The organism is Enterobacter sp. BIGb0383, assembly GCF_003751845.1.
In the GTDB taxonomy this organism is placed as follows: Bacteria; Pseudomonadota; Gammaproteobacteria; order Enterobacterales; family Enterobacteriaceae; genus BIGb0383.
The window spans coordinates 996,870-1,023,388 of record NZ_RJKQ01000002.1 but is presented as its reverse complement, the minus strand read 5'-3'; the positions used below and the strand labels follow the sequence as shown (position 1 = coordinate 1,023,388).

Sequence of the window (26,519 nt, the reverse complement as noted above, 5' to 3'; positions counted from 1 at the left end):
AAGTCGTCAGGCCTCTACGCTAAGCGCACAAATAACCAAGGGGCTTAATGATGAGCACGACTGACAATTCTTTTTCTGTTACCCAGGAGCCACTCGACGTTTCACAAACGTCGCTCAAAGAGAAGTGGTGGCACATTATGGATACGTGGAAGGTCGGGATTATCCCGCTGCCGCTGTTTTTGCTGGCCGGGGCGCTGATCGCGATTGACTGCATGGGCGGTAAGCTGCCGAGCGATATTGTGGTCATGGTCGCGACCCTGGCCTTCTTCGGCTTTGCCTGCGGCGAGTTCGGCAAACGTCTGCCGATTGTCGGCAAGCTGGGAGCGGCGGCGATCTGCGCCACCTTTATTCCGTCCGCGCTGGTCTATTACGGCCTGCTGCCGGATGTGGTGGTGGACTCAACGGTGAAATTCTACAAGTCCACCAATATTCTCTATCTCTATATCTGCTGCATTATCGTTGGCAGCATCATGAGTATGAACCGCACTACGCTGATTCAGGGTTTCCTGCGTATCTTCTTCCCGATGCTGTGCGGTGAAATCGTCGGCATGGTGGTCGGGATGGGCGTGGGGATGGCGCTGGGTCTTGAGCCGTTCCAGATCTTCTTCTTTATTATTCTGCCGATTATGGCGGGTGGCGTGGGCGAAGGGGCGATCCCGCTTTCTATCGGTTATGCCGCGATACTGCATATGGATCAGGGTGTTGCCCTGGGTCGCGTGCTGCCGATGGTGATGCTGGGTAGCCTGACGGCGATCATTATCTCCGGCAGCCTTAACCAGCTGGGTAAGCGCTATCCGCACCTGACCGGTGAAGGCCAGCTGATGCCTGACCGCGACAACGATGTGGGTCAGAGCACCTCATCGACGCCGGCATTTTCCGGCAAGGCAGACGTCACGACTATCGCCTCCGGCGCGCTGCTGGCGGTACTGCTCTACATGCTGGGGATGCTCGGCCACAAGCTGACGGGCCTGCCTGCGCCGGTGGGGATGCTGTTTATGGCGGTGCTGGTGAAGCTCACTCACGGCGTTTCTCCGCGCATTCTGGAAGGCTCTCAGGTGGTCTATAAATTCTTCCAGACCTCGGTGACCTATCCGATCCTCTTTGCCGTCGGCGTAGCGATCACCCCGTGGCAGGAGCTGGTTAACGCTTTCACCCTGACCAACCTGATCGTGATTATCAGCACCGTCTCTGCGCTGGTGGTGACCGGCTTCTTTGTCGGTAAAAAAATCGGCATGTATCCCATCGATGTGGCCATCGTTTCCTGCTGCCAGAGCGGCCAGGGCGGGACCGGTGACGTCGCCATTCTTACCGCCGGTAACCGTATGAGCCTGATGCCGTTCGCCCAGATTGCGACCCGCATCGGCGGGGCGATCAACGTCTCCATCTCGCTGCTGGTACTGAGCAACTTCCTCGTTTGATTAATGACTTTCAGGACTCAACATGAAACTCGCAAGTTTTCTCCATCAGGATATTCGCAGCTACGGCATCGTGAAGGCTGAAGGTGTTGTGGATTTAGGCCGCCGTCTCGGCGACCGCTATACCGATTTAAAAGCGCTGCTGGCGGCTGACGGGCTGGATGATGCCCGCTGCTACGCCGAAGAGGCGGTTGACCTGCCTCTTGAGGCGCTGACCTTTTTGCCGGTGATTGAACATCCGGAAAAAATCCTCTGCGTCGGGATGAACTACGCCGAGAAGCGGAAAGAGTTCGATCAGCACAATCCGGCGCCAACCCTGTTCGTGCGCTTCCCGGATTCGCAGACCGGCCACAACTCGCCGGTACTTAAGCCGCGTCACTCCAGCGAGTTTGACTATGAGGGCGAGCTGGCGGTGATTATCGGCCACGCGGGCGAGAATATCTCACGTGACCAGGCCCTGGCCCACGTCGCGGGCTACAGCTGCTATATGGACGGTTCGGCACGCGACTGGCAGCACACCTGGTTTACCGCCGGGAAAAACTGGCCGCAGACCGGCGCTTTCGGCCCGTGGATGACCACGGCGGATGAGATCCCCGATCCCCATCAACTGGCGATCCGCACCTGGCTGAACGGCCGTATGGTCCAGGATGACACCACCGCCAGCATGATCCACAAAGTGGCTGAGCTTATCGAATACATCAGTACCTTTACCCGCCTGAGCCCTGGCGACGTGATCATTACCGGCTCGCCGGGTGGCGTGGGGAAAAAACGCAATCCGCCGCTGTTTATGCACGCCGGGGATCGGATCGAGGTGGAAATTGAGCATATCGGCCATCTCAGCAATGTGATTATGGACGCGCCGGAAAGGGCGCTGACGGCGGCATTTTAAGTGACGGCGGACGGAAAGATGACGGCACAACCGGCTATCGATTTTCGGGTGAGTGAAGTACTGAAACATCCACAGCGTATGAGCCAGGTGCGGTATCTGCTGGCCGACAGCGGTCTGGGGATGGACAGTGATATCAGCCTGGTGGTTGAAGCGCTGGTGGATAACCGGCTGGTGGGCTGTGCGGGCCTGGCGGAGAACGTCATCAAATGCGTGGCGGTGGATGAAACCTTCCGGGGTGAAAATCTTAGCGCTCGCCTGCTGGCTGAAGTGGAAAACCTGGCGCTGCAACGGGGCCATTTCCACCTGTTTCTCTGCACCCGACCGTGCAATGAAGCGCGCTTCGCCCGCAGCGGATTCTGGTCTCTGGCCCGCAGCGGCAATAATGCGGTGCTGATGGAAAACACGCCTCAGGGCATTCGCCGCTACTGTCGCCAGCTTGAATCACTGCGTCAGCCGGGGACGCGCATCGGGTCCATTGTGATGAATGCCAATCCCTTTACGCTTGGCCATCGCCATCTGGTTGAGCAGGCGGCGAGCGCGTGCGACTGGCTGCATCTGTTTGTGGTGCGGGAGGACGCATCTTTCTTCCCGTTCCGCGAACGGCTGGCGATGGTCAATGCCGGGGTGGCGCATCTGCCGAATGTTACCGTGCATGAAGGCTCTCGCTACCTGATTTCCCGCGCCACTTTCCCGGCCTACTTCCTCAAGGAAACCGGCAGGGTACAACAGGCGTGGAGTGAGATAGACGTGCGGATTTTCCGCGACTACATCGCTCCGGCGCTGGGGATAACCCACCGTTTTGTGGGATCGGAACCCTTCTGCGACGTGACCCGGCAGTACAACGACACCCTGCATGGCGTTCTGGCGGACGCCGTGTCAGTGGTGGAGTTGCCGCGCATCAAGGCCGTCGGCAGCGCAATTTCCGCTTCTGAAGTCCGTCGTTTACTGAAAACGCAGCAGTTTTCCCGCATCCGGGAGATCGTCCCGGATACCACTTTCGCCCATCTACAGGCGCACTACGCAGCCTGTGCGGAAGTCGCTTAACTATCAGTATCAGGATGTAAATTATGAAAATTATCAGGGAGGCGCTGGCCGGGACTCAGGAGTCCAGCGACCTAATGGTGAAAATACTCCCCGCCGACGGCGAGCTTGAGGTGGTGATTCACAGCGAAGTGATCAAGCAGTTTGGCGACCAGATCCGTCAGGTCGTGCAGGAGACGCTGCGTGCGATGGACGTCCGTCAGGGCGTGATTATGGTGGACGACAAAGGCGCGCTGGACTGTGTGATCCGTGCCCGCCTGCAAAGCGCCCTTCTGCGCGCCGCCGACGTACAGCGCATCGACTGGGAGAAACTGCAATGAACAAACTTCGTCGCAGTATGCTGTTTCTTCCCGGCGCTAACGCCGCCATGCTGTCTACCGCCTTTATCTACCGTCCCGACTCCATCATGTTCGACCTTGAAGATGCGGTCGCCCTGCGCGAAAAAGACACTGCCCGCCTGCTGGTTTATCACGCTCTGCAGCACCCGATGTATCAGGATATCGAAACCGTGGTGCGCATTAACCCGCTGAATACGCCTTTCGGCCTCGACGATCTGGAAGCGGTGGTGCGCGCCGGAGTGGATGTTATCCGCCTGCCCAAAACCGACTCGCCGGAGGATGTGGCCGAGCTGGAAGGGCATCTGGAACGCATCGAAAAAGCCTGCGGTCGCGAGCCGGGTTCGACCCGGGTGATGGCGGCCATCGAATCGGCCATTGGCGTAATTAACGCGGTGGCGATTGCCCGCAGTTCCCCGCGCCTGATCGGCATTGCGCTGGCGGCTTTTGACTATGTGATGGATATGCAGACCGAGCGCGGCGACGGCACCGAGCTGTTCTATGCCCGCTGTGCGGTGCTCCATGCGGCCCGCGCCGCCGGAATTGATGCCTTCGACGTGGTGTGGTCCGACGTTAATGACGAAGCGGGCTTCCTGCGCGAAGTCGATCTGGTCCGCAAAATGGGCTTTAACGGCAAGTCGCTGATCAACCCCCGGCAGATCGATCTGCTGCATAACGCTTACGCCCCAACGCAGCAGGAAGTGGATCATGCCCGACGGGTGATCGAGGCGGCGGAAGAGGGCGAACGCAACGGCCTGGGCGTGGTATCGCTCAACGGCAAAATGGTCGATGCACCAATTATTAACCACGCGCAGATGGTGCTGGAACGCGCAGCCGCGTCCGGCGTGCGTCGTTAAGGACATAACAATGAATCAGACAGAACTTCTTCATGTGAACTACCCGCACCTGCGCGATCTGAAAGCCTTTGACGGTGCTCACAGCGCGACGCCCTGGCTGGACGATATCGCCAGCAAGCATCAGCGTAAACTCTGCGACTCGCTCGAACAGGCCATCGCCCGCAGCGGGCTGCGCGACGGAATGACCCTCTCGTTTCATCACGCGTTTCGCGAGGGTGACCGGGTCATTAATCAGGTGGTGGCGACCCTGGCCAGACTGGGCTTTAAAAACCTGACCCTCGCCTCCAGCTCCCTAATGACCTGCAACGATGCGCTGATCGAGCATATCCAGAGCGGCGTCATTACCCGCATTTACACCTCGGGGATGCGCGGCAAGCTGGCGGATGCGATCTCCCACGGGCTGATGGAAGAGCCGGTGCAAATCCACTCCCACGGCGGACGGGTCAAGCTTCTCCAGGACGGAGAGCTGACTATCGATGTCGCCTTCCTGGGCGTGCCCTGCAGCGATGAGTTTGGTAATGCTAACGGCACTCATGGTAAATCGAGCTGCGGCTCTCTGGGCTATGCCATGGTCGATGCCCACTATGCGAAAAAGGTCGTGTTGCTGACCGAATCCCTGGTGCCGTTCCCCAATATGCCCGCCAGCCTGGTGCAGGATCGGGTGGACTACATCGTGCCGGTGGAGAGCGTTGGCGACGCGGAAAAAATCAGCGTCGGCGCGGCGCGTGTCACCAGCAACCCACGGGAACTGATGATCGCCCGCTATGCGGCGGATGTGATTGAACACGGCGGCTACTTTAAAGACGGCTTCTCGATGCAGACCGGCTCCGGCGCGGCAGCCACCGCCTGTACCCGCTTTATGGCCGAGAAAATGGAACGGCACGGGGTGAAGGCCAGCTTTGCGCTCGGCGGGATCACCGGTAGCCTGGTGGATCTGCATGAGAAGGGGCTGATCGAAAAGCTGCTGGATACCCAGTGCTTCGACGGTCAGGCGGCGGCCTCCCTGGCTCGCAACCCTAACCACGTAGAGATCTCTACCAACGTCTACGCTAACCCGGGCAGTAAAGCGGCCTGCTGCGACCAGCTGGACGTGGTGATCCTCAGCGCCCTGGAGATCGACATCGACTTTAACGTCAACGTGATCACCGGCTCCGATGGGGTGATGCGCGGCGCATCCGGCGGCCACTGCGACGTCGCCGCCGCCGCCAACCTGACGATCGTGGTGGCACCGCTGCTGCGCAGCCGTATTCCGACGGTGGTGAAACGCGTGACCACCCGCCTGACGCCGGGGGAAAGTATCGATGTGCTGGTGACCGACCACGGGATTGCGGTGAATCCGGCCCGCCCGGAGGTTCGCCAGCGGCTGGAAGCCGCCGGGTTGAAGATTGTCGATATTGAGGCGCTGTACCAGCGGGCTATCTCGCTGACCGGCGTGCCAAAGCCCATCGAGTTTACCGACAGGATCGTCGGCGTGATCCGCTATCGGGACGGGAGCGTGATTGATGTCGTGCACCAGGTGAAGGAGAGCGAATAATGGAAATGATGACGCCCGCCGCTGCGGGCGTCAGCCTTGATGCCCTGCTGGCGGCGAAAGAACGTCGGGCGGCGCGTCAGGCTGACTGGCTGGAACACTATCAGCAGCCTATTATTTCTCTTACCCTGGTAACGCCGGGTGAGGTGAAAGACAGTATTCGCTATCGCAATACCATGGGGGTGGCGCTACAGGCCTGCGATCAGCTACTGTGGCAAAACCGCTGGGCGATTCAGGACCGTCAGGTTCTGTGGCTGCCGACCGGGGCGGAAGCGATCTGGTCCGTGGCGCATCCTGCGGCGGAAATTAAAGCGCACTGTGCGGCGCTGGAGCAGAGCCATCCGCTGGGACGGCTCTGGGATCTGGATGTGATTTGCCCGACAAACGGTCCCGTCGGGCGGCAGTCTCTGGGCAGCGGGATGCGTTCCTGTCTGCTGTGTAATGAAGTAGCCCACGCCTGCGCCCGTTCGCGTCGGCATCCTGTAGAGCAGGTGGTGGCAAAGGTGGAGAAAATCATTGATGACTGGTTTGCTCGCGACTAAACCGCAGCCCGTTCGCATCGCTGCGCTGGCAACGCTGGCTCTGGAAGAAGAGCTGGCGTTGACCCCAAAGCCCGGGCTGGTGGATCGGGCTAACAGCGGTGCCCATAGCGATATGGATCATGCGCTGTTTACCCGCAGTATTGCGGCGATAGCGCCCTGGTTCAGCGTGTTTGAGGAGCTTGGCGAAGAGTATGCAAATCGGGCACCGGGTGAACAGCTAAGGCTACTGCGCCCGGCGGGTATCGCCTGCGAGCAGGCAATGTTTACCGTCACCGGCGGCGTGAATACCCATAAAGGCGGGATCTTTTCGCTGGGGCTGCTGTGTGCAGCGACCGGCCGCCTGAGAGGGCTGGGCCGCGACATTCGCTCCGATTCCCTCTGTAATGAAGTCGGACAGATGTGTCACGGGCTGGTGGACAGAGAGCTGGCCTCCCGCTCCGGGATGGCAACGGCGGGCGAGCGCCAGTATCACCTGATGGGGTTGACCGGCGCTCGCGGGGAAGCCGAAAGCGGCTTTGCCACGGTACGGCGCCATGTTTTGCCCGACTGGCATAAGACAAGCGGTGAACGACGTTTACAGCGTGCGCTGCTGCAGCTGATGGCGGTTAACCCTGACAGTAACCTGGTCTCACGCGGTGGGCTGGGTGGTTTGCGCTATGTGCAAACTTATGCGCAGAATCTGCTGGCGGACGGCTGGGAGAGTGAAGACCTGGCGGAGATGGACAAACAGCTGACCGCCCGGCGCTTAAGCCCCGGCGGCAGCGCAGATTTGCTGGCGGTGGCGTGGGTGCTGGGCGCAGTGGCGTAGAACCCCTCTCGCACAAGGAGAGGGGCATCTTTAAAAATCCACCGGTGCCTTAAACGTCATACTGTTCCCGTAGACCGGGTGGGTGATGGTGAGCATTTCCGCATGCAGCAGCAGGCGCGGGGCTCGCGCCAGCGCCTCCGGGGTGGCGTAGAACCGGTCGCCGAGGATCGGATGGCCGAGCGCCTGCATATGGACGCGCAGCTGGTGTGAGCGTCCGGTAATGGGCTTCAGGCGAACGCGGGCGGTGTTGTCGTCCGCGAACTCCAGTACCTCATATTCGGTCTGCGCGCTTTTGCCGGTTTCATAGCACACCTTCTGCTTTGGCCGATTCGGCCAGTCGCAAATGAGCGGCAAATCCACCAGTCCCTCGGCCTGCGCCGGGTGTCCCCAGATGCGGGCCTGGTACTGTTTTTTCGGTTCGCGATCGCGGAACTGACGTTTCAGCTCACGCTCAGCCGCCTTGTTCAGGGCAACCACAATCACTCCGCTGGTCGCCATATCCAGACGATGCACGGATTCCGCCTGCGGATAATCCCGCTGGATGCGGGTCATCACGCTGTCTTTATGCTCCTCAAGACGCCCCGGGACCGACAGCAGGCCGCTTGGCTTGTTGACGACCATAATGTGCTCATCCTGATAGAGGATAAGCAGCCAGGGTTCCAGCGGCGGATTGTAGTCTTCCATCACCATAGACGGCTCCTGTTACTGATGGGTCACAACGATCAGACGCAGCGCGTCCAGTCTCCAGCCCGCCTGATCCAGGCTTTCCATCACCTGCTGGCGGTTGCTTTCAATCGCGCTCAGCTCGTCATCGCGAATGTTCGGGTTAACGGCTTTTAACGCTTCCAGACGCGACAGTTCGGCGGACAGCTTCTCATCGGCTTCATTACGCGCCGCGTCGATAAGCTGACGGGCTGCGCTTTCCACCTGGGCTTCACCCTGCTTCAGGATCGCGTGGACATCCTGCTGAACGGCGTTGACCAGCTTGCTGCCCGTATGACGGTTTACCGCGCTCAGCTGACGGTTAAAGCTTTCGAACTCGACCTGAGCCGCAAGGTTGTTACCGGCTTTATCCAGCAGGAGACGCACCGGCGTTGGCGGCAGGAAACGGCTAAGCTGGAGCTGTTTCGGGGCCTGGGCTTCCACCACGTAGACCAGCTCAAGCAGCAGGGTGCCGACCGGCAGGGCTTTATTCTTCAGCAGAGAAATGGTGCTGCTGCCGGTGTCGCCGGAGAGAACCAGATCCAGACCGTTGCGGATCAGCGGGTGTTCCCAGCTAATAAACTGGGCGTCCTCGCGGGAAAGCGCCACATCGCGGTCAAAGGTAATGGTGCAGCCATCTTCCGGCAGGCCCGGGAAATCAGGGACCAGCATATGATCGGACGGCGTCAGGACGATCATATTCTCGCCGCGATCGTCCTGGTTGATGCCGACGATATCAAACAGGTTCATGGCAAAGCTAATCAGACCGGTGTCATCATCCTGCTCGGCGATGCTGTCTGCCAGTGCCTGTGCCTTTTCGCCGCCGTTGGAGTTGATCTCCAGCAGACGGTCGCGGCCCTGTTCCAGCTGGGCTTTCAGCGCGTCGTGCTGTTCACGGCAGGTGGCGATCAGCGCGTCAAAGCCGTCGGTGTTTTCCGGCGCGGCCAGGTACTGGATCAGCTCGCTGCTGACGGTGTCATAGATGGTACGGCCGGTCGGGCAGGTGTGCTCGAACGCATCCAGCCCTTCGTGATACCAGCGTACCAGCACCGACTGGGCGGTTTTTTCCAGCCACGGCACGTGGATCTGAATATCGTGCGCCTGACCGATACGGTCCAGACGGCCAATACGCTGCTCCAGCAGGTCCGGGTTAAACGGCAGGTCGAACATCACCAGGTTGCTGGCAAACTGGAAGTTACGGCCTTCAGAACCGATTTCGGAACATAACAGCACCTGGGCGCCGGTATCTTCTTCGGCGAACCAGGCTGCGGCGCGGTCGCGCTCAACGATGGACATACCTTCATGGAAGACGGCAGCGCGGATACCTTCACGCTCGCGCAGAACCTGTTCCAGCTGTAGCGCGGTGGTGGCTTTGGCGCAGATCACCAGCACCTTTTGAGAACGATGGCTGGTCAGATAGCCCATCAGCCAGTCGACACGCGGGTCGAAGTTCCACCAGGTCCCGTTATCGCCTTCAAATTCCTGATAAATCTGCTCCGGGTAGAGCATATCGCGGGCGCGCTCTTCGGTACTTTTACGTGCGCCCATAATGCCCGAAACCTTAATCGCGGTCTGGTACTGGGTCGGCAGCGGCAGGCGAATGGTGTGCAGCTCGCGTTTCGGGAAGCCTTTTACGCCGTTACGGGTGTTACGGAACAGCACGCGGCTGGTGCCGTGGCGATCCAGCAGCATAGAGACCAGCTCGTTGCGTGCGGCCATTGCTCCTTCGCGGTCGCTGTTGGCCGTCTGCAGCAGCGGTTCGATATCCTGCTCACCAATCAGGTCGCCAAGCATATTCAGATCGTCGTTGCTCAGCTTGTTGCCTGCCAGCAGCAGGGCAACGGCGTCGGCAACCGGGCGGTAATTTTGCTGCTCTTCGGTAAAGCGGTCGAAATCGTGGAAGCGGTTGGGATCCAGCAGACGCAGACGGGCGAAGTGGCTCTCCATCCCCAGCTGTTCCGGGGTGGCGGTCAGCAGCAGAATGCCGGGAATGCTGGCGGCCAGCTGTTCGATAGCCAGATATTCACGGCTCGGCTCGTCTTCGCTCCAGACCAGGTGGTGGGCTTCATCCACTACCATAATGTCCCAGCTGCCTTCGCACAGATGCTCAAGGCGCTGCTTGTTGCGGCGTACAAAGTCCAGGGAGCAGATCACCAGCTGTTCGGTGTCGAACGGGTTATCCGCATCGTGACGGGCTTCGGCATAGCGCTCGTCGTCAAATAGGGCAAAGCGCAGGTTAAAGCGGCGCAGCATCTCCACCAGCCACTGGTGCTGGAGGGTTTCCGGTACCACGATCAGGACGCGTTCTGCCGCGCCTGAAAGCAGCTGCTGGTGCAGGATCATCCCGGCTTCGATGGTTTTCCCGAGGCCCACTTCATCGGCCAGCAGTACGCGTGGCGCGTGGCGGCGACCCACATCATTGGCGATATGCAGCTGGTGTGGGATCAGGCTGGTGCGCTGGCCGCGCAGGCCACTCCAGGGCATACGGTACTGTTCACTCTGATAACGGCGGGCGCGGAAACGCAGGGCAAAACGATCCATGCGGTCGATCTGCCCGGCAAACAGACGGTCCTGCGGCTTGCTGAAGACCAGCTTGCTGTCGAGCAGCACTTCACGCAGGGTGACATTTGCCTCGTCCGTATCCAGGCGGGTGCCGATATAGGCCAGCAGACCATTATCTTCTTTGACTTCATCAACGAGCAGCTGCCAGCCTTCGTGGCTGGTGACCGTATCACCGGGATTGAACATCACGCGGGTAACAGGGGAGTCGCTGCGGGCGTACAGGCGGTTTTCGCCGCTGGCAGAGAAAAGCAGTGTGACGGTTCGGGCATCCATTGCCACAACGGTGCCGAGTCCAAGCTCGCTTTCTGTATCGCTAATCCAACGTTGACCAGGTTTAAAAGGCATATGTTTTTGGCTCTATATCTTAAATTTCAGGCAATAGCATAATGACCGTCGGGAAGAAACGGCGGTTCGAAATAGGGTTTTGGAAATGGAAAGGGCGCTATGGTACTGGATGGCAAGGCGTTCGTCACCTGGTTGCATACGTCAAATTTATCCTGCGCCAACTTTCGGCAGCCCCCATTAAAATAATCCCAGCTGCCCTGTCAGTAGTGTAGCAAAATCATCGTCAAGGAAAGGAAGAATGCCGTCGGCCACCGGCTGTAATTGTTTGCTCAGATAGTGGTCATAATCCAGCGGCGAGGGCTGCCACTCGAGCGGCTCCGGGCCGCTGGTGGTCCAGACATATTTTATGGTACCGCGATTTTGATACTGCGGCGGGCGTCCCAGCGACTGGTTATGCTCATCCGCCAGCTTTGCGGCACGCACGTGCGGGGGAATATTGCGCTGATACTCCGCCAGCGGGCGGCGCAGGCGCTTGCGGTAGACCAGCTGACTGTCCAGCTCACCGGCCATTAATTTGTCGATGGTATCGCGGACGTACTCTTTATAAGGCTCGTTACGGAAGATCCGCAGATAGAGATTTTGCTGGAACTGCTGAGCCAGCGGGGTCCAGTCGGTGCGCACCGTCTCCAGCCCTTTAAAGACCATCCGTTGTTCTGTCCCTTCCTGGATCAGCCCGGCATAGCGCTTTTTACTTCCCGTCTCCGCTCCGCGAATGGTCGGCATCAAAAAACGACAGAAGTGGGTTTCATACTCCAGTTCCAGCGCGCTGGTCAGATTCTGCTCCTGCAGATGGCTGCGCCACCAGTCATTCACCTGCTCCACCAGCGCTTTGCCGATGCGGGCGGCGTCCTCTTCACCGTGAGCGCCTTTTAGCCAGACAAACGTCGAGTCCGTGTCGCCGTAAATCACGTCATAGCCCTGGGCTTCAATGAGTTCACGGGTCTGGCGCATAATTGCATGGCCGCGCATGGTGATGGATGAGGCCAGACGAGGGTCAAAAAAGCGGCAGGCGCTGGTGCCGAGCACGCCATAGAAGGCGTTCATAATAATTTTCAGCGCCTGGGAGAGCGGCTTATTGCCCTGGCGTTTGGCCTCGTCGCGCCCGTGCCAGATCTGGCTGACAATATCCGGCAGACAGTGGATTTCCCGCGAGAAGCGCGCGCCGAGATAGCCTTCGGTGCTGTGCTGCTCGTCCGGCTGCGCCATGCCTTCGACCAGTCCGACCGGGTCGATAAGAAAGGTGCGAATAATCGACGGATACAGGCTTTTATAGTCCAGTACCAGCACCGAGTCATACAGGCCGGGCCGGGAATCCATCACATAGCCGCCGGGGCTGGCCTGAGGCGGCACGTCGCCGAGGTTCGGGGCCACGTAGCCGACGCGGTGCATACGCGGGAAATAGAGATGGCCGAAGGAGGCGACTGACCCACCGTGGCGATCCACCGGCAGGCCGTTAACGGTCGCGCGCTCCAGCAAAAAAGGCATGATGGCGGTTTTATGGAAGATGCGGGTGACCAGCACGCAGTCCTGCAGGTTATAGCGGGCGAGCGCCGGTTTATCTTCTGCGAAGCGGTGCTCTATTTCATCCATTCGGTCCCAGGGCGTATCGCTGGCTTTACCTTCGCCCAGCAGCTCCTGCGACACGGCCTCCAGCGAGAAAGAGGCAAAGTTCCAGAAGGCGGATTTCAGGGCTTCGATCCCGTCAATAATCAGACGACCGCTGGCCTGGGCAAAGAAGACGCCGTTTTTAAAGCCGTGCTCGCGCCACTCGATCTCGCTATTGCCGCGCCCTAAGCGCAGCGGAATACGGTAGCGCTCGGCGTGTTTCTGCAACACCCGCAGGTCAAACTGCACCAGGTTCCAGCCAATAATGACGTCGGGATCGTGCTCGGCAAACCAGGCGTTGAGCTTTTCCAGCAGCGCGGGGCGGCTGTCGACATACTCCAGATGGAGATCGCCCGCGTCAGCCGCGTTGCCGTTGGCCGGACCGAGCATATAAACGGTACGCTGGCCGCAGCCCTCCAGCCCGATACAGTAGAGCTCGCCGTGGCGGCTGGTTTCGATATCCAGCGAAACCCATTTCAGCGGTGGACGGTAGTCGGGATTGGGTTTCATCCGGGCGTTAGCCAGCGCGTCGCCGCGCGGCTCGCCCTCAACCCAGACCGGGGCGTTGATAAAGCGCTCCATCAGAAAGCGCTCGGGCGGGCGGACATCGGCCTCATAGAGAGTGATCCCGCCTTCACGCAGCAGTTTTTCGTAGCGCATATGCTGGCGGTGGTTACGGCAATAAAGGCCGCAGACGGGCTGACGGTGGAAGTCTTTTAGCTCAAGCGGTGTCAGCCGCCAGCCGGACTCCTGGGCGAGCAGAGTGCGCACTTTCTCCTGCTGTGAGGCGGGAAGGAAGGCGACAGATTCCTGCGGCGGCAGCGTGACGCGCAGCGGCCCCTGGTCTGTTGCCAGCCAGAAGGTGACTTCGGTGCCCTGCGGCATATCCCGCCAGTGTCGGGTGAGTAAAAAGCCTTCTCGCGCCTGCGCCACGTTATTTTCTCTAAAAAAAAGACCAGGCCACATTATAGCCTGGTCTTATCGCTTTTACTGATTTTTTGTACAGTGTTACTGGCCGTAGTACGCCTTCGCACCGTGCTTGCGCAGATAGTGTTTATCCAGCAGCGTCTGCTGCATCTCCGGCAGGTCAGGCGCGAGTTGTTTGCAGAAGATGCCCATATAGGCCACCTCTTCCAGCACGATGGCGTTGTGCACCGCATCTTCCGCGTTTTTGCCCCAGGCGAACGGGCCGTGGGAGTGAACCAGCACACCGGGCATCTGCGCCGGATCGATCCCCAGGGTTTCGAAGGTTTCGGCAATCACGTGGCCAGTTTCCCACTCGTAGGCCCCGTTAATCTCCGCATCGGTCATTTTGCGGGTGCAGGGGATCGCCCCGTAGAAGTAGTCTGCGTGGGTGGTGCCGGTCGCCGGGATCGGCAATCCCGCCTGCGCCCAGATGGTGGCGTGACGCGAGTGGGTATGCACGATACCGCCGAGGGTCGGGAAAGCCTGATAGAGCAGCCGATGGGTTGGGGTATCCGATGACGGTTTTTTGTTACCTTCAACCACTTCTCCGCTGGCCAGGCTGACCACCACAATATCGTCCACGGTCATTACGCGGTAATCGACGCCGGACGGCTTAATCGCAAACACGCCGTGCTGGCGGTCGATGGCGCTGACGTTGCCCCAGGTGAGGGTCACCAGATTGTGCGCCGGGAGCGCCAGGTTGGCGTCCAGCACCTGCTGTTTCAGTGAGTCGTACATCGTCTCCTCCGCAATAATGGCCAGCTTGCGCTGGCCAGCGATGCTTCTGTTAGCGGCGAGCGCCGTAATAGACTTCGTTCCAGCGCAGCGCGTCTTTCAGGGCCGGCAGGCGCGTTTCCTGGTCGATCACCACCAGTTCGATATTGTGCAGTTCGGCGAACTGACGCATATCATCGAGGTTCAGAGCATGGCTGAAGACGGTGTGGTGCGCGCCTCCGGCGATAATCCAGGCCTCGGAGGCGGTTTCCATATCCGGATGCGCTTTCCACAGGGCGTTGGCCACCGGCAGTTTCGGCAGGTCGTGCGGGGTTTTCACCGTGTCGAGGGTGTTTACCAGCAGGCGGAAGCGGTCGCCGAGGTCGATCAGGCTGGCGACGATGCCCGGGCCGGTTTTGGTGGAGAAGATCAGACGGGCCGGATCGGCCTTGCCGCCGATGCCGAGGAACTGCACGTCGAGGATCGGTTTTTCATCCAGGGCGATGGTCGGGCACACTTCCAGCATATGCGAGCCGAGGATCAGGTCGTTGCCCTTTTCAAAGTGGTAGGTGTAATCCTCCATAAAGGAGGTGCCGCCCTCAAGGCCGGTCGCCATCACTTTCATAATGCGCAGCAGCGCGGCGGTCTTCCAGTCGCCTTCCCCGGCAAAGCCGTAGCCCTGCTGCATCAGGCGCTGTACCGCCAGGCCCGGAAGCTGTTTCAGGCCGTGCAAATCTTCAAAGGTAGTGGTGAAGGCGTGGAAGCCGCCCTCCTGCAGGAAGCGCTTCATGCCGAGTTCGATACGGGCGGCATCAAGCACGTTCTGGCGTTTCTCGCCGTGGATTTGCGCTGCCGCCGTCAGGCGATAGCTGCTTTCATATTCGTCCACCAGGGCGTTGATATCGCCGTCGCTGACCGCGTTAACCACCTGAACCAGGTCGCCGACCGCCCAGGTATTCACGGAAAAGCCAAACTTGATCTGCGCGGCGACTTTATCCCCGTCGGTCACCGCGACTTCACGCATATTGTCGCCGAAGCGGACGACTTTCAGGTTGCGGGTATCCTGTTTTGAGACGGCCTGACGCATCCAGGCGCCGATACGCTGCTGGGCGTGTTTATCCTGCCAGTGGCCGGTAACCACCGCGTGCTGCTGACGCATCCGCGCGCCGATAAAGCCGAACTCGCGGCCGCCGTGTGCGGTCTGGTTCAGGTTCATAAAGTCCATGTCGATGCTGTCCCAGGGCAGGGAGGCGTTGAACTGGGTATGGAACTGCAGCAGCGGTTTGGTCAGGATCGACAGACCGTTGATCCACATTTTGGCCGGGGAGAAGGTGTGCAGCCACACCACCAGACCGGCGCAGCGATCGTCATAGCTGGCGTCGCGGCAGATAGCGGTGATCTCATCCGGGCGGGTGCCCAGCGGCTTCAGTACCAGCTTGCAGGGAAGTTTGGCTTCCGTATTCAGGGCGTTAACCACCTGTTCCGCATGCCGGGTAACCTGCTGCAGCGCTTCCGGTCCGTACAGGTGCTGGCTGCCAATGACAAACCACACTTCATGATTCGCAAAAATTGTCATTTCGTTGTCCTTAATGGGTCAAAGTTGTCCGGCTGGCCGACGCGGTTGGCGCGGGCGTGCTGCCTGGGAGGTAATGCTGTTCCGCGCTTTCCGCCCACTGGCGGTAGCGCTGATAAAGCTGTTCAAAGCGTTGGGCCTGTTCACGGCCGGGCTGGAGCGTGCTTTCCACCCGGCTGGCCATTTTTTGCTGTGCGGCAGGAATATCTGCGTGTACTCCGGCGGCGACGGCGGCAAAGATGGCCGCGCCTAGCGCACAGCACTGATCGGAGGCAACAATCTGTAACGGGCGATTTAGCACGTCGCAGCAGGCCTGCATAATCACCGGGTTTTTGCGGGCGATACCGCCCAGCGCCATCACGTTGTTGACGTCGATCCCCTGGTCGGTGAAGCACTCCATAATGGCGCGGGCGCCAAAGGCGGTTGCGGCGATCAGGCCGCCAAAGAGCGCCGGGGCGTCGGTCGCCAGGTTAAGGTCGGTAATCACCCCTTTCAGCCGCTGGTTGGCATTGGGCGTACGGCGGCCGTTAAACCAGTCCAGCACCACCGGGAGATGATCGAGAGAAGGATTTTTCGCCCAGGCTTCGGTCAGCGCGGGCAGGAGCTGTTTCTGGCTGGTGCGGATCTGCTCGCGCAGTTCCGGATGCTGCGTGGCCAGCTGTTCCAGCGGCCAGCCGAGAATGCGGCCAAACCAGGCATAGATATCGCCGAAGGCGGACTGGCCCGCTTCCAGACCGATAAAGTCCGGCACCACACTGCCGTCAACCTGGCCGCAGATGCCTTTGATGGCGCGGTCACCGACGTCGGGTTTATCGGCAATCAGAATGTCGCAGGTGGAGGTGCCGATCACTTTGACCAGCGTGTTGGGCTGCGCGCCCGCGCCGACCGCGCCCATATGGCAGTCGAAGGCGCCGCCGGAAATGACCACCGTTTCCGGCAGGCCCAGCCGGGTCGCCCACTCGGGACTCAGGTTGCCGACGGGCAGATCGGCGGTCCAGGTCTCGGTAAACAGGGGCCAGGTCAGGTTCTGGTTGATAATCGGATCCAGGGCGTCGAAGAAGCTGGCCGGTGGCATGCCACCCCAGCTCTCATGCCACAGGGATTTATGCCCGGCGCTGCAGCGGCCGCGGCGGATATCCTGCGGTCGGGTGGTGCCGGAAAGCAGAGCCGGAACCCAGTCGCACAGCTCGATCCAGGAGGCAGCGGCCTGAGCCACGGCGCGATCCTGGCGAGTGACGTGCAGGATTTTGGCCCAGAACCACTCGCTGGAGTAAATTCCCCCGATATAGCGGGAGTAATCCACGTTGCCGGGCGTATGGCACAGGCGGGTAATCGCCTCCGCTTCTTCGACCGAAGTATGGTCTTTCCACAGCACAAACATGGCGTTGGGGTTATCGGCGAATTCGGGACGCAGGGCCAGTACCTGACCCTGGGCATCTATCGGGGCGGGCGTGGAGCCGGTGCTGTCAACGCCAATACCGCGAACCTGCTGGCGCTGCGCCTCGCTCAACGATGCCAGCACCGTTTTCAGGGCGGCCTCCATGGATTCGATATAGTCGCGCGGGTGGTGGCGGAACTGGTTATGCGCCGCGTCGCAGTATCGCCCCTCCTGCCAGCGCGGATACCACTCCACGCTGGTGGCGATCTCTTCGCCGCTGGTACAGTCCACCGCCAGCGCACGTACTGAATCACTGCCAAAATCGAGGCCTATTGCTATCGCCATCTGCTGCTCCATGAATGAAGAATCGGACATGGAGTAACACTAGAGAGTGAGCGTGAAAATGGTCAGGCAGGAACCGCTAATCTTATGGATAATAATGCTATGGGTTCGTAAAGTGTGATGCCGTGCAAATATTCAATGTGGACATTTCTGTCCTCTTTATAGACACTTTTGTTGAGCCTTTTTAACGGACTTTGGTAGGTCATAAGCACAAAATTCTTTTCTGTTGCGGGGTTGGAGACGGAATGCTCAGGCCGGTGGGTCGACCTCAGGGAAAGAGGGTAACGCGATGTGTGATATGGACAATTGGTTTCCTTTAACCCCTTAGGGAGCGCCCTGTTTATGGCTGAAACTCAAAATGATCCCCTGCTGCCGGGCTATTCGTTTAATGCGCATCTGGTGGCCGGGCTGACGCCCATCGATGCCGAAAGCTACCTCGATTTTTTTGTCGACCGGCCGCTGGGCATGAAGGGCTATATCCTCAATATGACCGTGCGCGGTGAGGGTGTAATCAACAATCAGAATAAGCAGTTTGTCTGTCGTCCCGGCGATATCCTGCTGTTTCCGCCCGGCGAGGTGCACCACTACGGCCGTCACGATGACGCCAGCGAATGGTATCACCAGTGGGTTTACTTCCGGCCCCGCGCCTACTGGCAGGAGTGGCTGAACTGGCCGACGATTTTCGCCCAGACCGGCTTCTATCGTCCTGACGAGGCGCAGCAGGCGCACTTCGCCGAACTCTTTACCCAGATTATTGATGCCGGGCAGCGGGAAGGGCGCTATTCGGAGCTGCTGGCGATCAACCTGCTGGAGCAGCTCCTGTTAAGACGTGTGGATGCGATCAACGAATCCCTGCATCCGCCGCTGGATCATCGGGTGCGCGACGCCTGCCAGTACATCAGCGATCATCTGGCGGATATTCGCTTTGATATTGCCAGCGTCGCTCAGCACGTCTGCCTGTCGCCGTCCAGGCTGTCGCATCTGTTTCGCCAGCAGCTCGGCGTCAGCGTACTGAGCTGGCGCGAGGATCAGCGTATCAGCCAGGCCAAGCTGCTGCTGAGTACGACGCGTATGCCGATTGCCAGCGTAGGCCGCAACGTCGGGTTTGAGGATCAGCTCTATTTCTCACGGGTCTTTAAAAAATGCACCGGGGCCAGCCCCAGCGAGTTCCGTGCCGGGTGCGAGCTACGATAACGTGCAGAAAGTCATCCGTTTTTTGTCATCACGGTTACACTAAAAAGCTAAGGGTTACGCGCAGTCTGGCGAGACACAGGCTAAAACAATTGATGACTTGACGATCGGGGATCTGCTCAGCAGAATCTCCGCTTCGTTATTTGACCGGATACTTTATGGAAGCGTTGCTCGACCATTTTATTACCCAGTCTGTGGTGTATTCACTGATTGCGATCCTGCTGGTGACCTTCCTGGAATCGCTGGCGCTGGTCGGCCTGATCCTGCCGGGAACGGTGATGATGGCCGGATTGGGCGCATTGATCGGCAGCGGTGATGTCAATTTCTGGCAGGCGTGGCTGGCGGGGATCGTTGGCTGTCTGCTGGGCGACTGGATCTCATTCTGGCTCGGCTGGCGCTTTAAGCAGCCACTGCACCGCTGGTCATTCCTCAAGAAGAACAAGGCACTGCTGGATAAAACAGAACACGCGCTGCATCAGCACAGCATGATGACGATCCTGATTGGTCGCTTTGTCGGGCCGACGCGGCCGCTGGTGCCGATGGTGGCCGGGATGCTCGATCTGCCGGTCAGAAAGTTTGTTCTGCCTAATATTATCGGCTGCCTGCTCTGGCCGCCGGTCTACTTCCTGCCCGGTATCCTCGCGGGTGCCACGACCGATATTCCTGCCGATGCCCAGAGCGCGAATTTTAAATGGCTGCTGCTGGCGGCGGCGCTACTGCTGTGGCTGGGCGTATGGCTGGTCTGGCGTCTGTGGCGCAGCGGCAAGACCAATCCCGATCGCTTAAGTCGGACGCTGCCGCGCAGCCGATTGCTGTGGCTGGCGCCGGTTATGCTCGGCGTGGCGGTGATGGCGGCAACGGCGGCGATCCGCCACCCGTTAATGCCGGTCTATCTCGATATTCTCGGCGGCGTGATCCGCGGTCACTGACGGGAAATTCCCAGCAGGGCGGCGGCCTCTGGCGCGCCGCTCAGCAACTCCTTCGTTTCCCCATCCCAGGCAATACGGCCGTCGGCGATCACCAGCGATCTCGGGGCGATGCGTGCCGCATCCTCAACGCTGTGCGATACCATCAGTAGGGTAAGCTGCTGCTGACGGCAGACCTCACCCACCAGAATCAGCATCTCCTGACGCAGCGCCGGATCGAGCGCCGAAAAAGGTTCATCCAGTAACAGCACCGGCTGCTCGCGTACCAGACAGCGCGCCAGCGCCGCACGCTGGCGCTGTCCGCCCGACAGTTCACCGGGAAGGCGATCGAGGAGCGCATCCAGCCCCATCTGTTGCGCAATGTCCTCCAGCTTTTGCCGTTGAGTCGGGGTGAGTTTCAGGCCCGGATGCATCCCCAGGCCGATATTTTCCCGCACCGTCAGATGGCTGAACAGATTGTTCTCCTGAAACAGCATTGATACCGGACGGCGCGCGGGCGGCGTTGCGGTATGCGGCTTGCCGTCAATCAGGATACTGCCGCTGGCCGGCGGCAGAAAACCGGCAATCAGATTGAGCAGGGTGCTTTTCCCGGCTCCGCTCGGGCCGAGCACCGCAACCTGTTCCCCGCGTGTCACCTCAAGGGTGAAACGCATTGGCAGATGGCGGTAAAGCCAGGTGACATCAATCAGTTTTAGCATGGCGTCCCGGTAGTTTTTCAATCAGGGTAAACAGCAGCAGACAGAGGATCAGCAGCAACAGGGCGGTAACCGCGCCGTCCTGGGTGCGATAGGAGCCCATCTGCTGATAGAGATAAAACGGCAGCGTGCGGAAGTCTTCGTTACCAAATAGCGCCACTACGCCAAAGTCGCCGATGGAGAGCACGCAGGCAAAGGCCAGCGCCTGGGCCAGAGGGCGTTTCAGCGCCCGCAGCTCAATGATACGCAGGCGATTGAAGCCCGAGATATCCAGCGACTGGCAGAGCGTGCTGTAGCGGGCGGTCACATCGCGCATCGGGTTTTCCAGCACCTTCAGGGCATAGGGGATCGCCATCAGGGCGTTGGTGAAGATGACAATGCCGTCGGCGCTTTCCGGCAGGCCAACGGTACTGTTAAGCAGCAAAAAGAAACCGGTGGCCAGCACGATGCCCGGCATCGCGAGAATTAACATCCCGCTGAGCTCAAGGGCCTGACTGGCGGTGACCCGCTGACGGGCGCGTAGCTCCCGGCTGCTCCACAGCAGCATCATGGTCAGGATCACGCAGAGCAGTCCGGCGGCCACGGCGATGCGCAGAGAAGTACTCAGCGCCTGCCACAGGGCCGGGCGCGCCAGGACCTGCAGTAATGTCGGGTTCAGACCGTCAACGATCACCGCCAGCAGAGGCGGCAGCAGTAGCAGCAGCGCAAGGACGATCAGCAGGGTATCGCCGATCCGGCTGAAGCGGCGATCGTCCGGATCCCGCCAGCCGGTCAGCTGCGTACTGCCCACGGCGAGGGTTTTACTGAGCCGCTGGCTGAGCAGGACCAGACCGAGGCAGCAGCCCATCTGGATCAGCGCCAGCATCGCCGCCCGGGCGGGATCGTAGTCGTAGCTGAGCGCCTGGTAGATCGCCAGCTCAATGGTGGTGGCCTGCGGGCCGCCGCCCAGCGACAGCACGGTGGCGAAGCTGGCGAAGCAGAGCATAAAGATCAGCGCTGCGACCGGGGCAATATGGCGGCGTAGCCAGGGCCATTCGACAAACCGGAAAAAGGCCCAGCCGCGCATCCCCAACTGGGCCGCCAGCTGACGCTGCTCACCGGGGATCTGCTCCAGCACCTGCAGCAGCAGGCGGGTGGCCATGGGTAAATTAAAGAAGACGTGGGCCAGCAGGATGCCCTGCAGGCCGTAGGGCGAGAAGTGCCACTCCAGGCCGAACGCCTGACAGAGAGAGGCCAGCCAGCCCTGGCGTCCGTAGACGCTAAGCAGGCCAAATACCGCCACCAGGACCGGGAGGATCAGCGTCATCGCGCACAGGCGCAGCATAAGCTGGCGGCCGGGGAAACGGCGGCGGTAGAGGGCGCGGGCCAGCAGGATCGCGGGCGCGACCGAGAGCAGCGCCGATAAGAAGGCCTGCCAGAAGGAGAAGCGCACCACGTGCCAGAGATAGCTATCCTGCCAGACCGTCAGCCACTCTACCGAGGGGGCGCTAAACCAGAGTGCAAGGAATGCGGCCAGGGCGACCGCCACCATCAGCGTGGCGGCGGCCAGCCCCGGCAGCAGCCAGCCGGGAATTAACGGCTGACGGCGCGTTGCCACTGGTTAATCCAGGTCTGGCGCTGGTCGGCGACCTGCTTAGAGGTAAATTCAAGGGTGGTGGCGGGTTTCGCCTGCTGTTCAAAGCCGTCAGGCAGAGCGACGTCCGTCACCGGATACATCCAGTTGCCGGTCGGGATCGTATTCTGGAAGGCCGGGGTCAGCATAAAGCGCAGGAATTTTTCCGCCAGCTCAGGTTGTTTGCTGGCTGCGGTACGCGCCGCGACTTCCACCTGCAGATAGTGGCCTTCGCTAAAGTTGGCCGCAGCGTACTGGTCTTTTTTCTCTTCAATCACGTGGTAGGCCGGGGATGAGGTATAGCTCAGCACCAGGTCGCCTTCACCTTTAAGGAACAGACCGTAAGCTTCGCTCCAGCCTTTGGTGACGGTGACGGTTTTTGCCGCCAGCTTCTGCCAGGCTTGTGGGGCGTTATCGCCGTACACTTTCTGCATCCACAGCAGCAGGCCCAGGCCCGGCGTGCTGGTACGCGGATCCTGATAGATCACCCGCCATTTTTCGTTGCTTTCCACTAGCTCTTTCAGGCTTTTCGGCGGGTTTTTCAGTTTGGTTTTATCGTAGACAAACGCAAACCAGCCGTAGTCAAAGGGAACGAAAGTGTCGTTTTTCCAGCCGCCCGGCACTTTTACCGTATCGGTGGCAATACCGCTGGGGGCGAAGAGTTTGGTTTGGGTTGCCGCTTCCAGCAGGTTGTTATCGAGCCCCAGAACCACGTCGGCCTTGCTGTTTTTGCCTTCCATCCGCAGACGGTTAAGCAGGGAGACGCCGTCTTCCAGCGCCACCAGCTTTAGCTCGCAGTCGCAGTCGGCTTCAAAGGCTTTTTTCACCGCAGGTCCGGGACCCCAGTCGGCGGCGAAGGAGTCGTAGGTGTAGACGGTCAGAACGGGTTTCGCGAAGGCGGGCGCGGCAAGCAGCGCCAGCAGAGGAAGTAATTTTTTTAACACTTTGCACCTCAAAAAAGGGTGGCAAAGGATTTTGAGTGGCAGCCTCAAATCCCTTCGCCGGCGTTATCCGGATCAGGTTCGACGGGTATTATCTCAGCACGTGCGCAAGGCACAGCACCCCGTTGAGTACGGCGTCATTGTAATGATTTCGTCACTATTACGAAAGTGTTAACAGCGCGTTCACCCGTTGTCAGACCTGTCAGGGATCCGGCGGCGCAAACCAGGCGGATTTAAAGTCGAACCAGCCCAGGGTATTCATTCGCAGCCCGCGCATACTGCGCTGACCCTGGATCAGCAGCCAGTGGTGGATCAGCGGCATCATGGCCCGCTCGGTGAGCAACTGCTGGCACCAGGCGGCGAGGTTTAGCTCTCCCGCGCGCCAGCTTGCCGCATCCTGCTGCCAGTCGATGGGGATACAGTTCTGAATCAGCGGGACTTCATACAGATGAGAGAAGAGCGAGAAGTCGAGCGGCAGCGTAAAGTTGGCGCTGTTAAGCCAGATGTCGCTGACGATTTCGCCGCCGTGCCACTCATCGTAATCCACCTCGTTAATCTCCAGCCGGATCTGATGTTTCGCCAGTAGCTGCGCTATTAACCGGGCAATCGCGCGGTGCTCTACGTGTTCCCGATAGTAGGTGAGGGTAAGGGTCTCCAGCCCGGCGGGCTTGTCGCCTTTTCCCGCATGGGCGTGATGCCAGCGCGGCAGCAGGCCGTAGGCCGGGAACCAGTACTCCCGGTACTGCTCATCCGCATGATAGAGCAAATTGGCCGGAGCCAGAATCTGGCTCAGCCAGTCACGCACCTGGGCGTTAGCCCCGCGTGGAGAACGCGCGTCAAACAGCAAATAGTAGCAGCCCTCTTCCAGCCGACTCTCCACCGCTTTTTCGCTGTTTTTTTCCGGGCCTTCCAGCATCAGTCCGCCGCTCAGCTCTTCGCCGATTTCCGGCAGGACCCAGACGTTGACCTCGTCGATCAGCGCCCGGTAGCCAAAGTAGTCGTCAAAGGCGTGAATTTTGAGCTGGTTCTGGTTATTGCGCACCACTGCATAAGGGCCGGTGCCGACCGGCTGGCCGGAGAAGTTGCTCATGGTCGGCCACTCCCGGGGCAGGATCATCGCGGGCGTATTGCCCATTAGCCAGGGTAGCCAGTTATCGGGCTGGTTAAGGTGAATATCCAGCGTCCAGGCGGTGGGAGAGACAATCTGCGTGATATGCGAGTAGAGCGGCAGGGCGCTGATTCGCTCCAGGGAACCGATCACATCGTCGATCTCCAGCTCCCGCCCGTGATGAAAATGGATGCCGGGGCGCAGGTAAAAACGCCAGTGCAGGGGGGAAAGCTGCTGCCAGTGGTGGGCGATATCGGCTTCCAGTTCCCCATTTTCCTCATTTATCCGCGTCAGTGCGCTGAAAATTTGCCGGGCAATATGGGTTTCCGAACGCCGCAGGGCGCTGCCGGGCAGCAGGTTTTTCATCGGACGATAGTAGAGCACGCGCAGAATATGGCGTCCCTGACGAAAGCTGCGCCCGAGATGGGAAACCAGCATCTGGCGCACCGTGGCTTTATCCCCGACCAGCTGCACCAGCTGCTCGATTTTATCCTGCTCCAGCAGGTCTTCTGCACGCTGCTGCTGGAGCGCCAGGCCCGTATAGAGGAAGGTTAAGCGCGAACGCTTACCGCGCCCGGCTTCGGCTTCCCACAGCAGCCAGCCGCGTTCCTGCATGGTATTGAGCAGGGTGCGCATATGACGCCGGGAGCAGCTGAGCAGCTCCGCCAGTTCGTTAAGGGTGGTTTCCTGCGACCGGCCATCGCAGCACTGCCACAGGCGGATAAACTGTTGTTGCAGACGCGCTGAAGACATAAAAGGGGAACTCCCGGCAAATACTCAGCAATTTATTTCTCCTCATATTAAGCCAATAATGAACTTCGATGAAGCGAGGAGATGGGTTATGAAGAAGTCATCTGCACGTCAGTTCTACCAAAACTACTTTACTGCAACACGGCGCACGGGCTGGTTAACCGGTCTGAGCGCACAGCAGCGGCTGAAGATGCTGGAAGATCTGATGCAGTGGAGCGTCACTTCACCGACTTCTGACCGTTGACTTGCTGTACCCAAAATCATTCATGCTGCATCGAGGCGGCAACTGAGTGAATCCCGGGAGCTTACACCAGTAAGTGACCGGGGTGAGCGAAGGCAGCCAACAAAGAGGCAGCTTGAAGGATGAAGGGGAATCGCATGTGTGACTGAGTATTGGTGCTAAAGGCATCCCGCCAGCAAAATCTTTTTTGCTGGCTTTTTTCGTTTATCATGCAAGCGTTTATGCCTTTCTCTGCAAGGGATCTCTTATGCTGTGGTTAGCAACAATGGGCCGTCGCCTGAACGGCGTCTATGCCTCTTTTATGCTGGTAGCCTTTATGATCGGCGTTGCCGGTGCGCTACAGGCGCCGACGCTGAGCCTGTTTTTAAGCCGTGAAGTGGGTGCTGAGCCTTTCTGGATAGGGCTGTTTTATACCATTAACGCCATCGCCGGTATTTTGATTAGCCTGTGGCTGGCCAAACGCTCCGACGCTCAGGGCGATCGCCGCAAATTAATAATGTTCTGCTGCCTGATGGCCGTCGGTAATGCGCTGCTGTTCGCCTTTAACCGTCACTATCTGACGCTGCTGACCTGCGGCGTCCTGCTGGCCTCGCTGGCGAATACCGCGATGCCGCAGCTGTTTGCCCTCGCCCGCGAATACGCCGACAGCTCCGCACGGGAAGTGGTCATGTTCAGCTCGGTGATGCGTGCTCAGCTCTCGCTGGCGTGGGTGATTGGCCCGCCGCTGGCCTTTACCCTGGCGCTGAACTACGGCTTTACCATGATGTTTTCCATCGCCGCCGGGATCTTTATCCTCAGCCTGGCGCTGATCGCGCTGACTTTGCCATCCATGCCCCGGGTCGCGCAGCCAACGGAAAGTGACACCCTTCCGACCAGCGGCTGGAAAGATCTCAACGTGCGGATGCTGTTTATCGCTTCGACGCTGATGTGGACCTGTAACACCATGTACATCATCGATATGCCTCTGTGGATCAGTAACGATCTGGGGCTGCCGGATAAGCTGGCGGGTATCCTGATGGGCACGGCGGCCGGGCTGGAAATTCCGGCAATGATCCTCGCCGGTTACTACGTCAAACGCTTCGGTAAACGGCGGATGATGGTCTCGGCGGTAGCCGCAGGCGTGGTGTTCTATACGGGGCTGATCTTCTTCCACGATCGGACGGCGCTGCTGGTGCTACAGCTGTTTAATGCGATTTTTATCGGTATTGTCGCCGGGATCGGGATGCTGTGGTTCCAGGATCTGATGCCGGGCAGAGCCGGCGCGGCCACAACCCTGTTTACCAGCAGTATTTCAACCGGTGTGATTCTGGCGGGGGTGATTCAGGGGGCGCTGGCGCAGAGCTTCGGCCACTTCTCGGTCTATTGGGCCATCGCCGCTATTTCGCTGATTACGCTGCTGATGACCTGTAAGGTGAAGGATGTGTAAGGGAAAGAATCAGGCCCGGAGACC

General features: G+C 59.6%; 22 protein-coding genes and 1 riboswitch. Of the genes, 12 read left to right on the top strand and 10 right to left on the bottom strand.

Translation table 11 applies throughout. The features are described from left to right. Positions 1-50: 50 nt before the first annotated feature. From EDF81_RS13150 to citG, 8 genes are read left to right on the top strand one after another with little or no spacing between them, the layout of a single operon-like run. A complete protein-coding gene (locus EDF81_RS13150; RefSeq protein WP_123348568.1) occupies positions 51-1,418 on the top strand; it encodes a 2-hydroxycarboxylate transporter family protein in 1,368 nt (455 codons plus the stop codon). Between the two features lie 22 nt (positions 1,419-1,440). Then, complete coding sequence (locus EDF81_RS13145) at positions 1,441-2,304, top strand: fumarylacetoacetate hydrolase family protein (protein WP_123348567.1); 864 nt, start codon at positions 1,441-1,443, stop codon at positions 2,302-2,304. 18 nt (positions 2,305-2,322) lie between these two features. After that, on the top strand, positions 2,323-3,348 hold the full coding sequence (gene citC, locus EDF81_RS13140) for a [citrate (pro-3S)-lyase] ligase (RefSeq protein ID WP_123348566.1): 1,026 nt from the start codon (positions 2,323-2,325) through the stop codon (positions 3,346-3,348). A 23-nt stretch (positions 3,349-3,371) separates the two neighbouring features. Next, positions 3,372-3,665 carry a citrate lyase acyl carrier protein gene (citD, locus tag EDF81_RS13135; protein ID WP_123348565.1) on the top strand — a complete coding sequence of 98 codons (294 nt, stop codon included), beginning with the start codon at positions 3,372-3,374 and terminating at the stop codon, positions 3,663-3,665. Then, positions 3,662-4,537 (top strand): citrate (pro-3S)-lyase subunit beta, encoded by an 876-nt coding sequence (gene citE / locus EDF81_RS13130; RefSeq protein WP_123348564.1) that lies wholly within the window; start codon positions 3,662-3,664, stop codon positions 4,535-4,537. The genes citD and citE overlap by 4 nt, the downstream gene beginning before the upstream one ends. 10 nt (positions 4,538-4,547) lie before the next feature. Continuing rightward, positions 4,548-6,071: a citrate lyase subunit alpha gene (gene citF, locus EDF81_RS13125; RefSeq protein WP_123348563.1), complete on the top strand. Its 1,524-nt coding sequence runs from the start codon at positions 4,548-4,550 to the stop codon at positions 6,069-6,071. Further along, the gene (gene citX / locus EDF81_RS13120; RefSeq protein WP_123348562.1) at positions 6,071-6,610 is read left to right on the top strand and encodes a citrate lyase holo-[acyl-carrier protein] synthase; all 540 of its coding nucleotides are present in this window, start codon (positions 6,071-6,073) and stop codon (positions 6,608-6,610) included. Before citF ends, citX begins: the two co-directional genes overlap by 1 nt. Then, complete coding sequence (gene citG / locus EDF81_RS13115; RefSeq protein ID WP_123348561.1) at positions 6,588-7,418, top strand: triphosphoribosyl-dephospho-CoA synthase CitG; 831 nt, start codon at positions 6,588-6,590, stop codon at positions 7,416-7,418. Before citX ends, citG begins: the two co-directional genes overlap by 23 nt. Before the next feature lie 30 nt (positions 7,419-7,448). Here citG and rluA read toward each other — a convergent pair whose 3' ends face one another. The 6 genes from rluA to araB all read right to left on the bottom strand — a co-directional run bounded on the left by rluA (position 7,449) and on the right by araB (position 17,608). Next, on the bottom strand, positions 7,449-8,108 hold the full coding sequence (gene rluA / locus EDF81_RS13110) for a bifunctional tRNA pseudouridine(32) synthase/23S rRNA pseudouridine(746) synthase RluA (protein WP_123348560.1): 660 nt from the start codon (positions 8,106-8,108) through the stop codon (positions 7,449-7,451). A 12-nt stretch (positions 8,109-8,120) separates the two neighbouring features. Next, entirely contained in the window at positions 8,121-11,027 is a 2,907-nt protein-coding gene (gene rapA / locus EDF81_RS13105; protein ID WP_123348559.1) for an RNA polymerase-associated protein RapA, read from the bottom strand. 177 nt (positions 11,028-11,204) lie between these two features. Continuing rightward, on the bottom strand, positions 11,205-13,598 hold the full coding sequence (gene polB, locus EDF81_RS13100; protein WP_123348558.1) for a DNA polymerase II: 2,394 nt from the start codon (positions 13,596-13,598) through the stop codon (positions 11,205-11,207). Positions 13,599-13,640: 42 nt separating this feature from the next. Further along, on the bottom strand, positions 13,641-14,336 hold the full coding sequence (gene araD / locus EDF81_RS13095) for an L-ribulose-5-phosphate 4-epimerase (protein WP_123348557.1): 696 nt from the start codon (positions 14,334-14,336) through the stop codon (positions 13,641-13,643). Between the two features lie 49 nt (positions 14,337-14,385). Next, complete coding sequence (araA, locus tag EDF81_RS13090; protein ID WP_123348556.1) at positions 14,386-15,888, bottom strand: L-arabinose isomerase; 1,503 nt, start codon at positions 15,886-15,888, stop codon at positions 14,386-14,388. 10 nt (positions 15,889-15,898) lie between these two features. Continuing rightward, positions 15,899-17,608 (bottom strand): ribulokinase, encoded by a 1,710-nt coding sequence (araB, locus tag EDF81_RS13085; protein WP_123348555.1) that lies wholly within the window; start codon positions 17,606-17,608, stop codon positions 15,899-15,901. A gap of 339 nt (positions 17,609-17,947) precedes the next feature. On the opposite strand from araB, the gene araC reads away from it, so the two are divergent. Next, complete coding sequence (gene araC, locus EDF81_RS13080; RefSeq protein WP_123348554.1) at positions 17,948-18,799, top strand: arabinose operon transcriptional regulator AraC; 852 nt, start codon at positions 17,948-17,950, stop codon at positions 18,797-18,799. Between the two features lie 155 nt (positions 18,800-18,954). After that, positions 18,955-19,725, top strand: a complete 771-nt coding sequence (locus EDF81_RS13075) for a DedA family protein (RefSeq protein ID WP_123348553.1) — start codon at positions 18,955-18,957, stop codon at positions 19,723-19,725. Here EDF81_RS13075 and thiQ read toward each other — a convergent pair. The 4 genes from thiQ to sgrR form a co-directional block, all read right to left on the bottom strand. Then, a complete protein-coding gene (thiQ, locus tag EDF81_RS13070; RefSeq protein WP_123348552.1) occupies positions 19,719-20,420 on the bottom strand; it encodes a thiamine ABC transporter ATP-binding protein ThiQ in 702 nt (233 codons plus the stop codon). The two genes, EDF81_RS13075 and thiQ, sit on opposite strands and share 7 nt — an antisense overlap. After that, the gene (thiP, locus tag EDF81_RS13065) at positions 20,404-22,014 is read right to left on the bottom strand and encodes a thiamine/thiamine pyrophosphate ABC transporter permease ThiP (RefSeq protein ID WP_123348551.1); all 1,611 of its coding nucleotides are present in this window, start codon (positions 22,012-22,014) and stop codon (positions 20,404-20,406) included. Before thiP ends, thiQ begins: the two co-directional genes overlap by 17 nt. Continuing rightward, a complete protein-coding gene (gene thiB / locus EDF81_RS13060) occupies positions 21,990-22,973 on the bottom strand; it encodes a thiamine ABC transporter substrate binding subunit (protein WP_123348550.1) in 984 nt (327 codons plus the stop codon). Before thiB ends, thiP begins: the two co-directional genes overlap by 25 nt. A 31-nt stretch (positions 22,974-23,004) precedes the next feature. Beyond that, positions 23,005-23,105, bottom strand: a riboswitch (TPP riboswitch). 67 nt (positions 23,106-23,172) lie between these two features. Then, positions 23,173-24,831, bottom strand: a complete 1,659-nt coding sequence (gene sgrR / locus EDF81_RS13055; protein ID WP_123348549.1) for an HTH-type transcriptional regulator SgrR — start codon at positions 24,829-24,831, stop codon at positions 23,173-23,175. An 88-nt stretch (positions 24,832-24,919) separates the two neighbouring features. Between sgrR and sgrT the strand changes: the two genes are divergently transcribed. Together sgrT and EDF81_RS13040 are read left to right on the top strand one after the other, a co-directional pair. Continuing rightward, entirely contained in the window at positions 24,920-25,072 is a 153-nt protein-coding gene (sgrT, locus tag EDF81_RS13050; RefSeq protein ID WP_123348548.1) for a glucose uptake inhibitor SgrT, read from the top strand. 244 nt (positions 25,073-25,316) lie between these two features. Further along, positions 25,317-26,495, top strand: a complete 1,179-nt coding sequence (locus EDF81_RS13040) for a sugar efflux transporter (protein WP_123348546.1) — start codon at positions 25,317-25,319, stop codon at positions 26,493-26,495. Positions 26,496-26,519: the final 24 nt, after the last annotated feature.

What these genes read in the sequence shown, in the direction of transcription:
- citC (WP_123348566.1), top strand. Translation starts at nt 2,323, where the DNA reads ATGACGGCACAACCGGCTATCGATTTTCGGGTGAGTGAAGTACTGAAA.
- citE (WP_123348564.1), top strand. Translation starts at nt 3,662, where the DNA reads ATGAACAAACTTCGTCGCAGTATGCTGTTTCTTCCCGGCGCTAACGCC.
- EDF81_RS13150 (WP_123348568.1), top strand. Translation starts at nt 51, where the DNA reads ATGAGCACGACTGACAATTCTTTTTCTGTTACCCAGGAGCCACTCGAC.
- citF (WP_123348563.1), top strand. Translation starts at nt 4,548, where the DNA reads ATGAATCAGACAGAACTTCTTCATGTGAACTACCCGCACCTGCGCGAT.
- rluA (WP_123348560.1), bottom strand. Translation starts at nt 8,108, where the DNA reads ATGGTGATGGAAGACTACAATCCGCCGCTGGAACCCTGGCTGCTTATC.
- citD (WP_123348565.1), top strand. Translation starts at nt 3,372, where the DNA reads ATGAAAATTATCAGGGAGGCGCTGGCCGGGACTCAGGAGTCCAGCGAC.
- polB (WP_123348558.1), bottom strand. Translation starts at nt 13,598, where the DNA reads ATGTGGCCTGGTCTTTTTTTTAGAGAAAATAACGTGGCGCAGGCGCGA.
- rapA (WP_123348559.1), bottom strand. Translation starts at nt 11,027, where the DNA reads ATGCCTTTTAAACCTGGTCAACGTTGGATTAGCGATACAGAAAGCGAG.
- EDF81_RS13040 (WP_123348546.1), top strand. Translation starts at nt 25,317, where the DNA reads ATGCTGTGGTTAGCAACAATGGGCCGTCGCCTGAACGGCGTCTATGCC.
- sgrT (WP_123348548.1), top strand. Translation starts at nt 24,920, where the DNA reads ATGAAGAAGTCATCTGCACGTCAGTTCTACCAAAACTACTTTACTGCA.
- citX (WP_123348562.1), top strand. Translation starts at nt 6,071, where the DNA reads ATGGAAATGATGACGCCCGCCGCTGCGGGCGTCAGCCTTGATGCCCTG.
- araB (WP_123348555.1), bottom strand. Translation starts at nt 17,608, where the DNA reads ATGGCGATAGCAATAGGCCTCGATTTTGGCAGTGATTCAGTACGTGCG.
- araA (WP_123348556.1), bottom strand. Translation starts at nt 15,888, where the DNA reads ATGACAATTTTTGCGAATCATGAAGTGTGGTTTGTCATTGGCAGCCAG.
- araC (WP_123348554.1), top strand. Translation starts at nt 17,948, where the DNA reads ATGGCTGAAACTCAAAATGATCCCCTGCTGCCGGGCTATTCGTTTAAT.
- EDF81_RS13075 (WP_123348553.1), top strand. Translation starts at nt 18,955, where the DNA reads ATGGAAGCGTTGCTCGACCATTTTATTACCCAGTCTGTGGTGTATTCA.
- araD (WP_123348557.1), bottom strand. Translation starts at nt 14,336, where the DNA reads ATGTACGACTCACTGAAACAGCAGGTGCTGGACGCCAACCTGGCGCTC.
- citG (WP_123348561.1), top strand. Translation starts at nt 6,588, where the DNA reads ATGACTGGTTTGCTCGCGACTAAACCGCAGCCCGTTCGCATCGCTGCG.
- thiQ (WP_123348552.1), bottom strand. Translation starts at nt 20,420, where the DNA reads ATGCTAAAACTGATTGATGTCACCTGGCTTTACCGCCATCTGCCAATG.
- EDF81_RS13145 (WP_123348567.1), top strand. Translation starts at nt 1,441, where the DNA reads ATGAAACTCGCAAGTTTTCTCCATCAGGATATTCGCAGCTACGGCATC.
- sgrR (WP_123348549.1), bottom strand. Translation starts at nt 24,831, where the DNA reads ATGTCTTCAGCGCGTCTGCAACAACAGTTTATCCGCCTGTGGCAGTGC.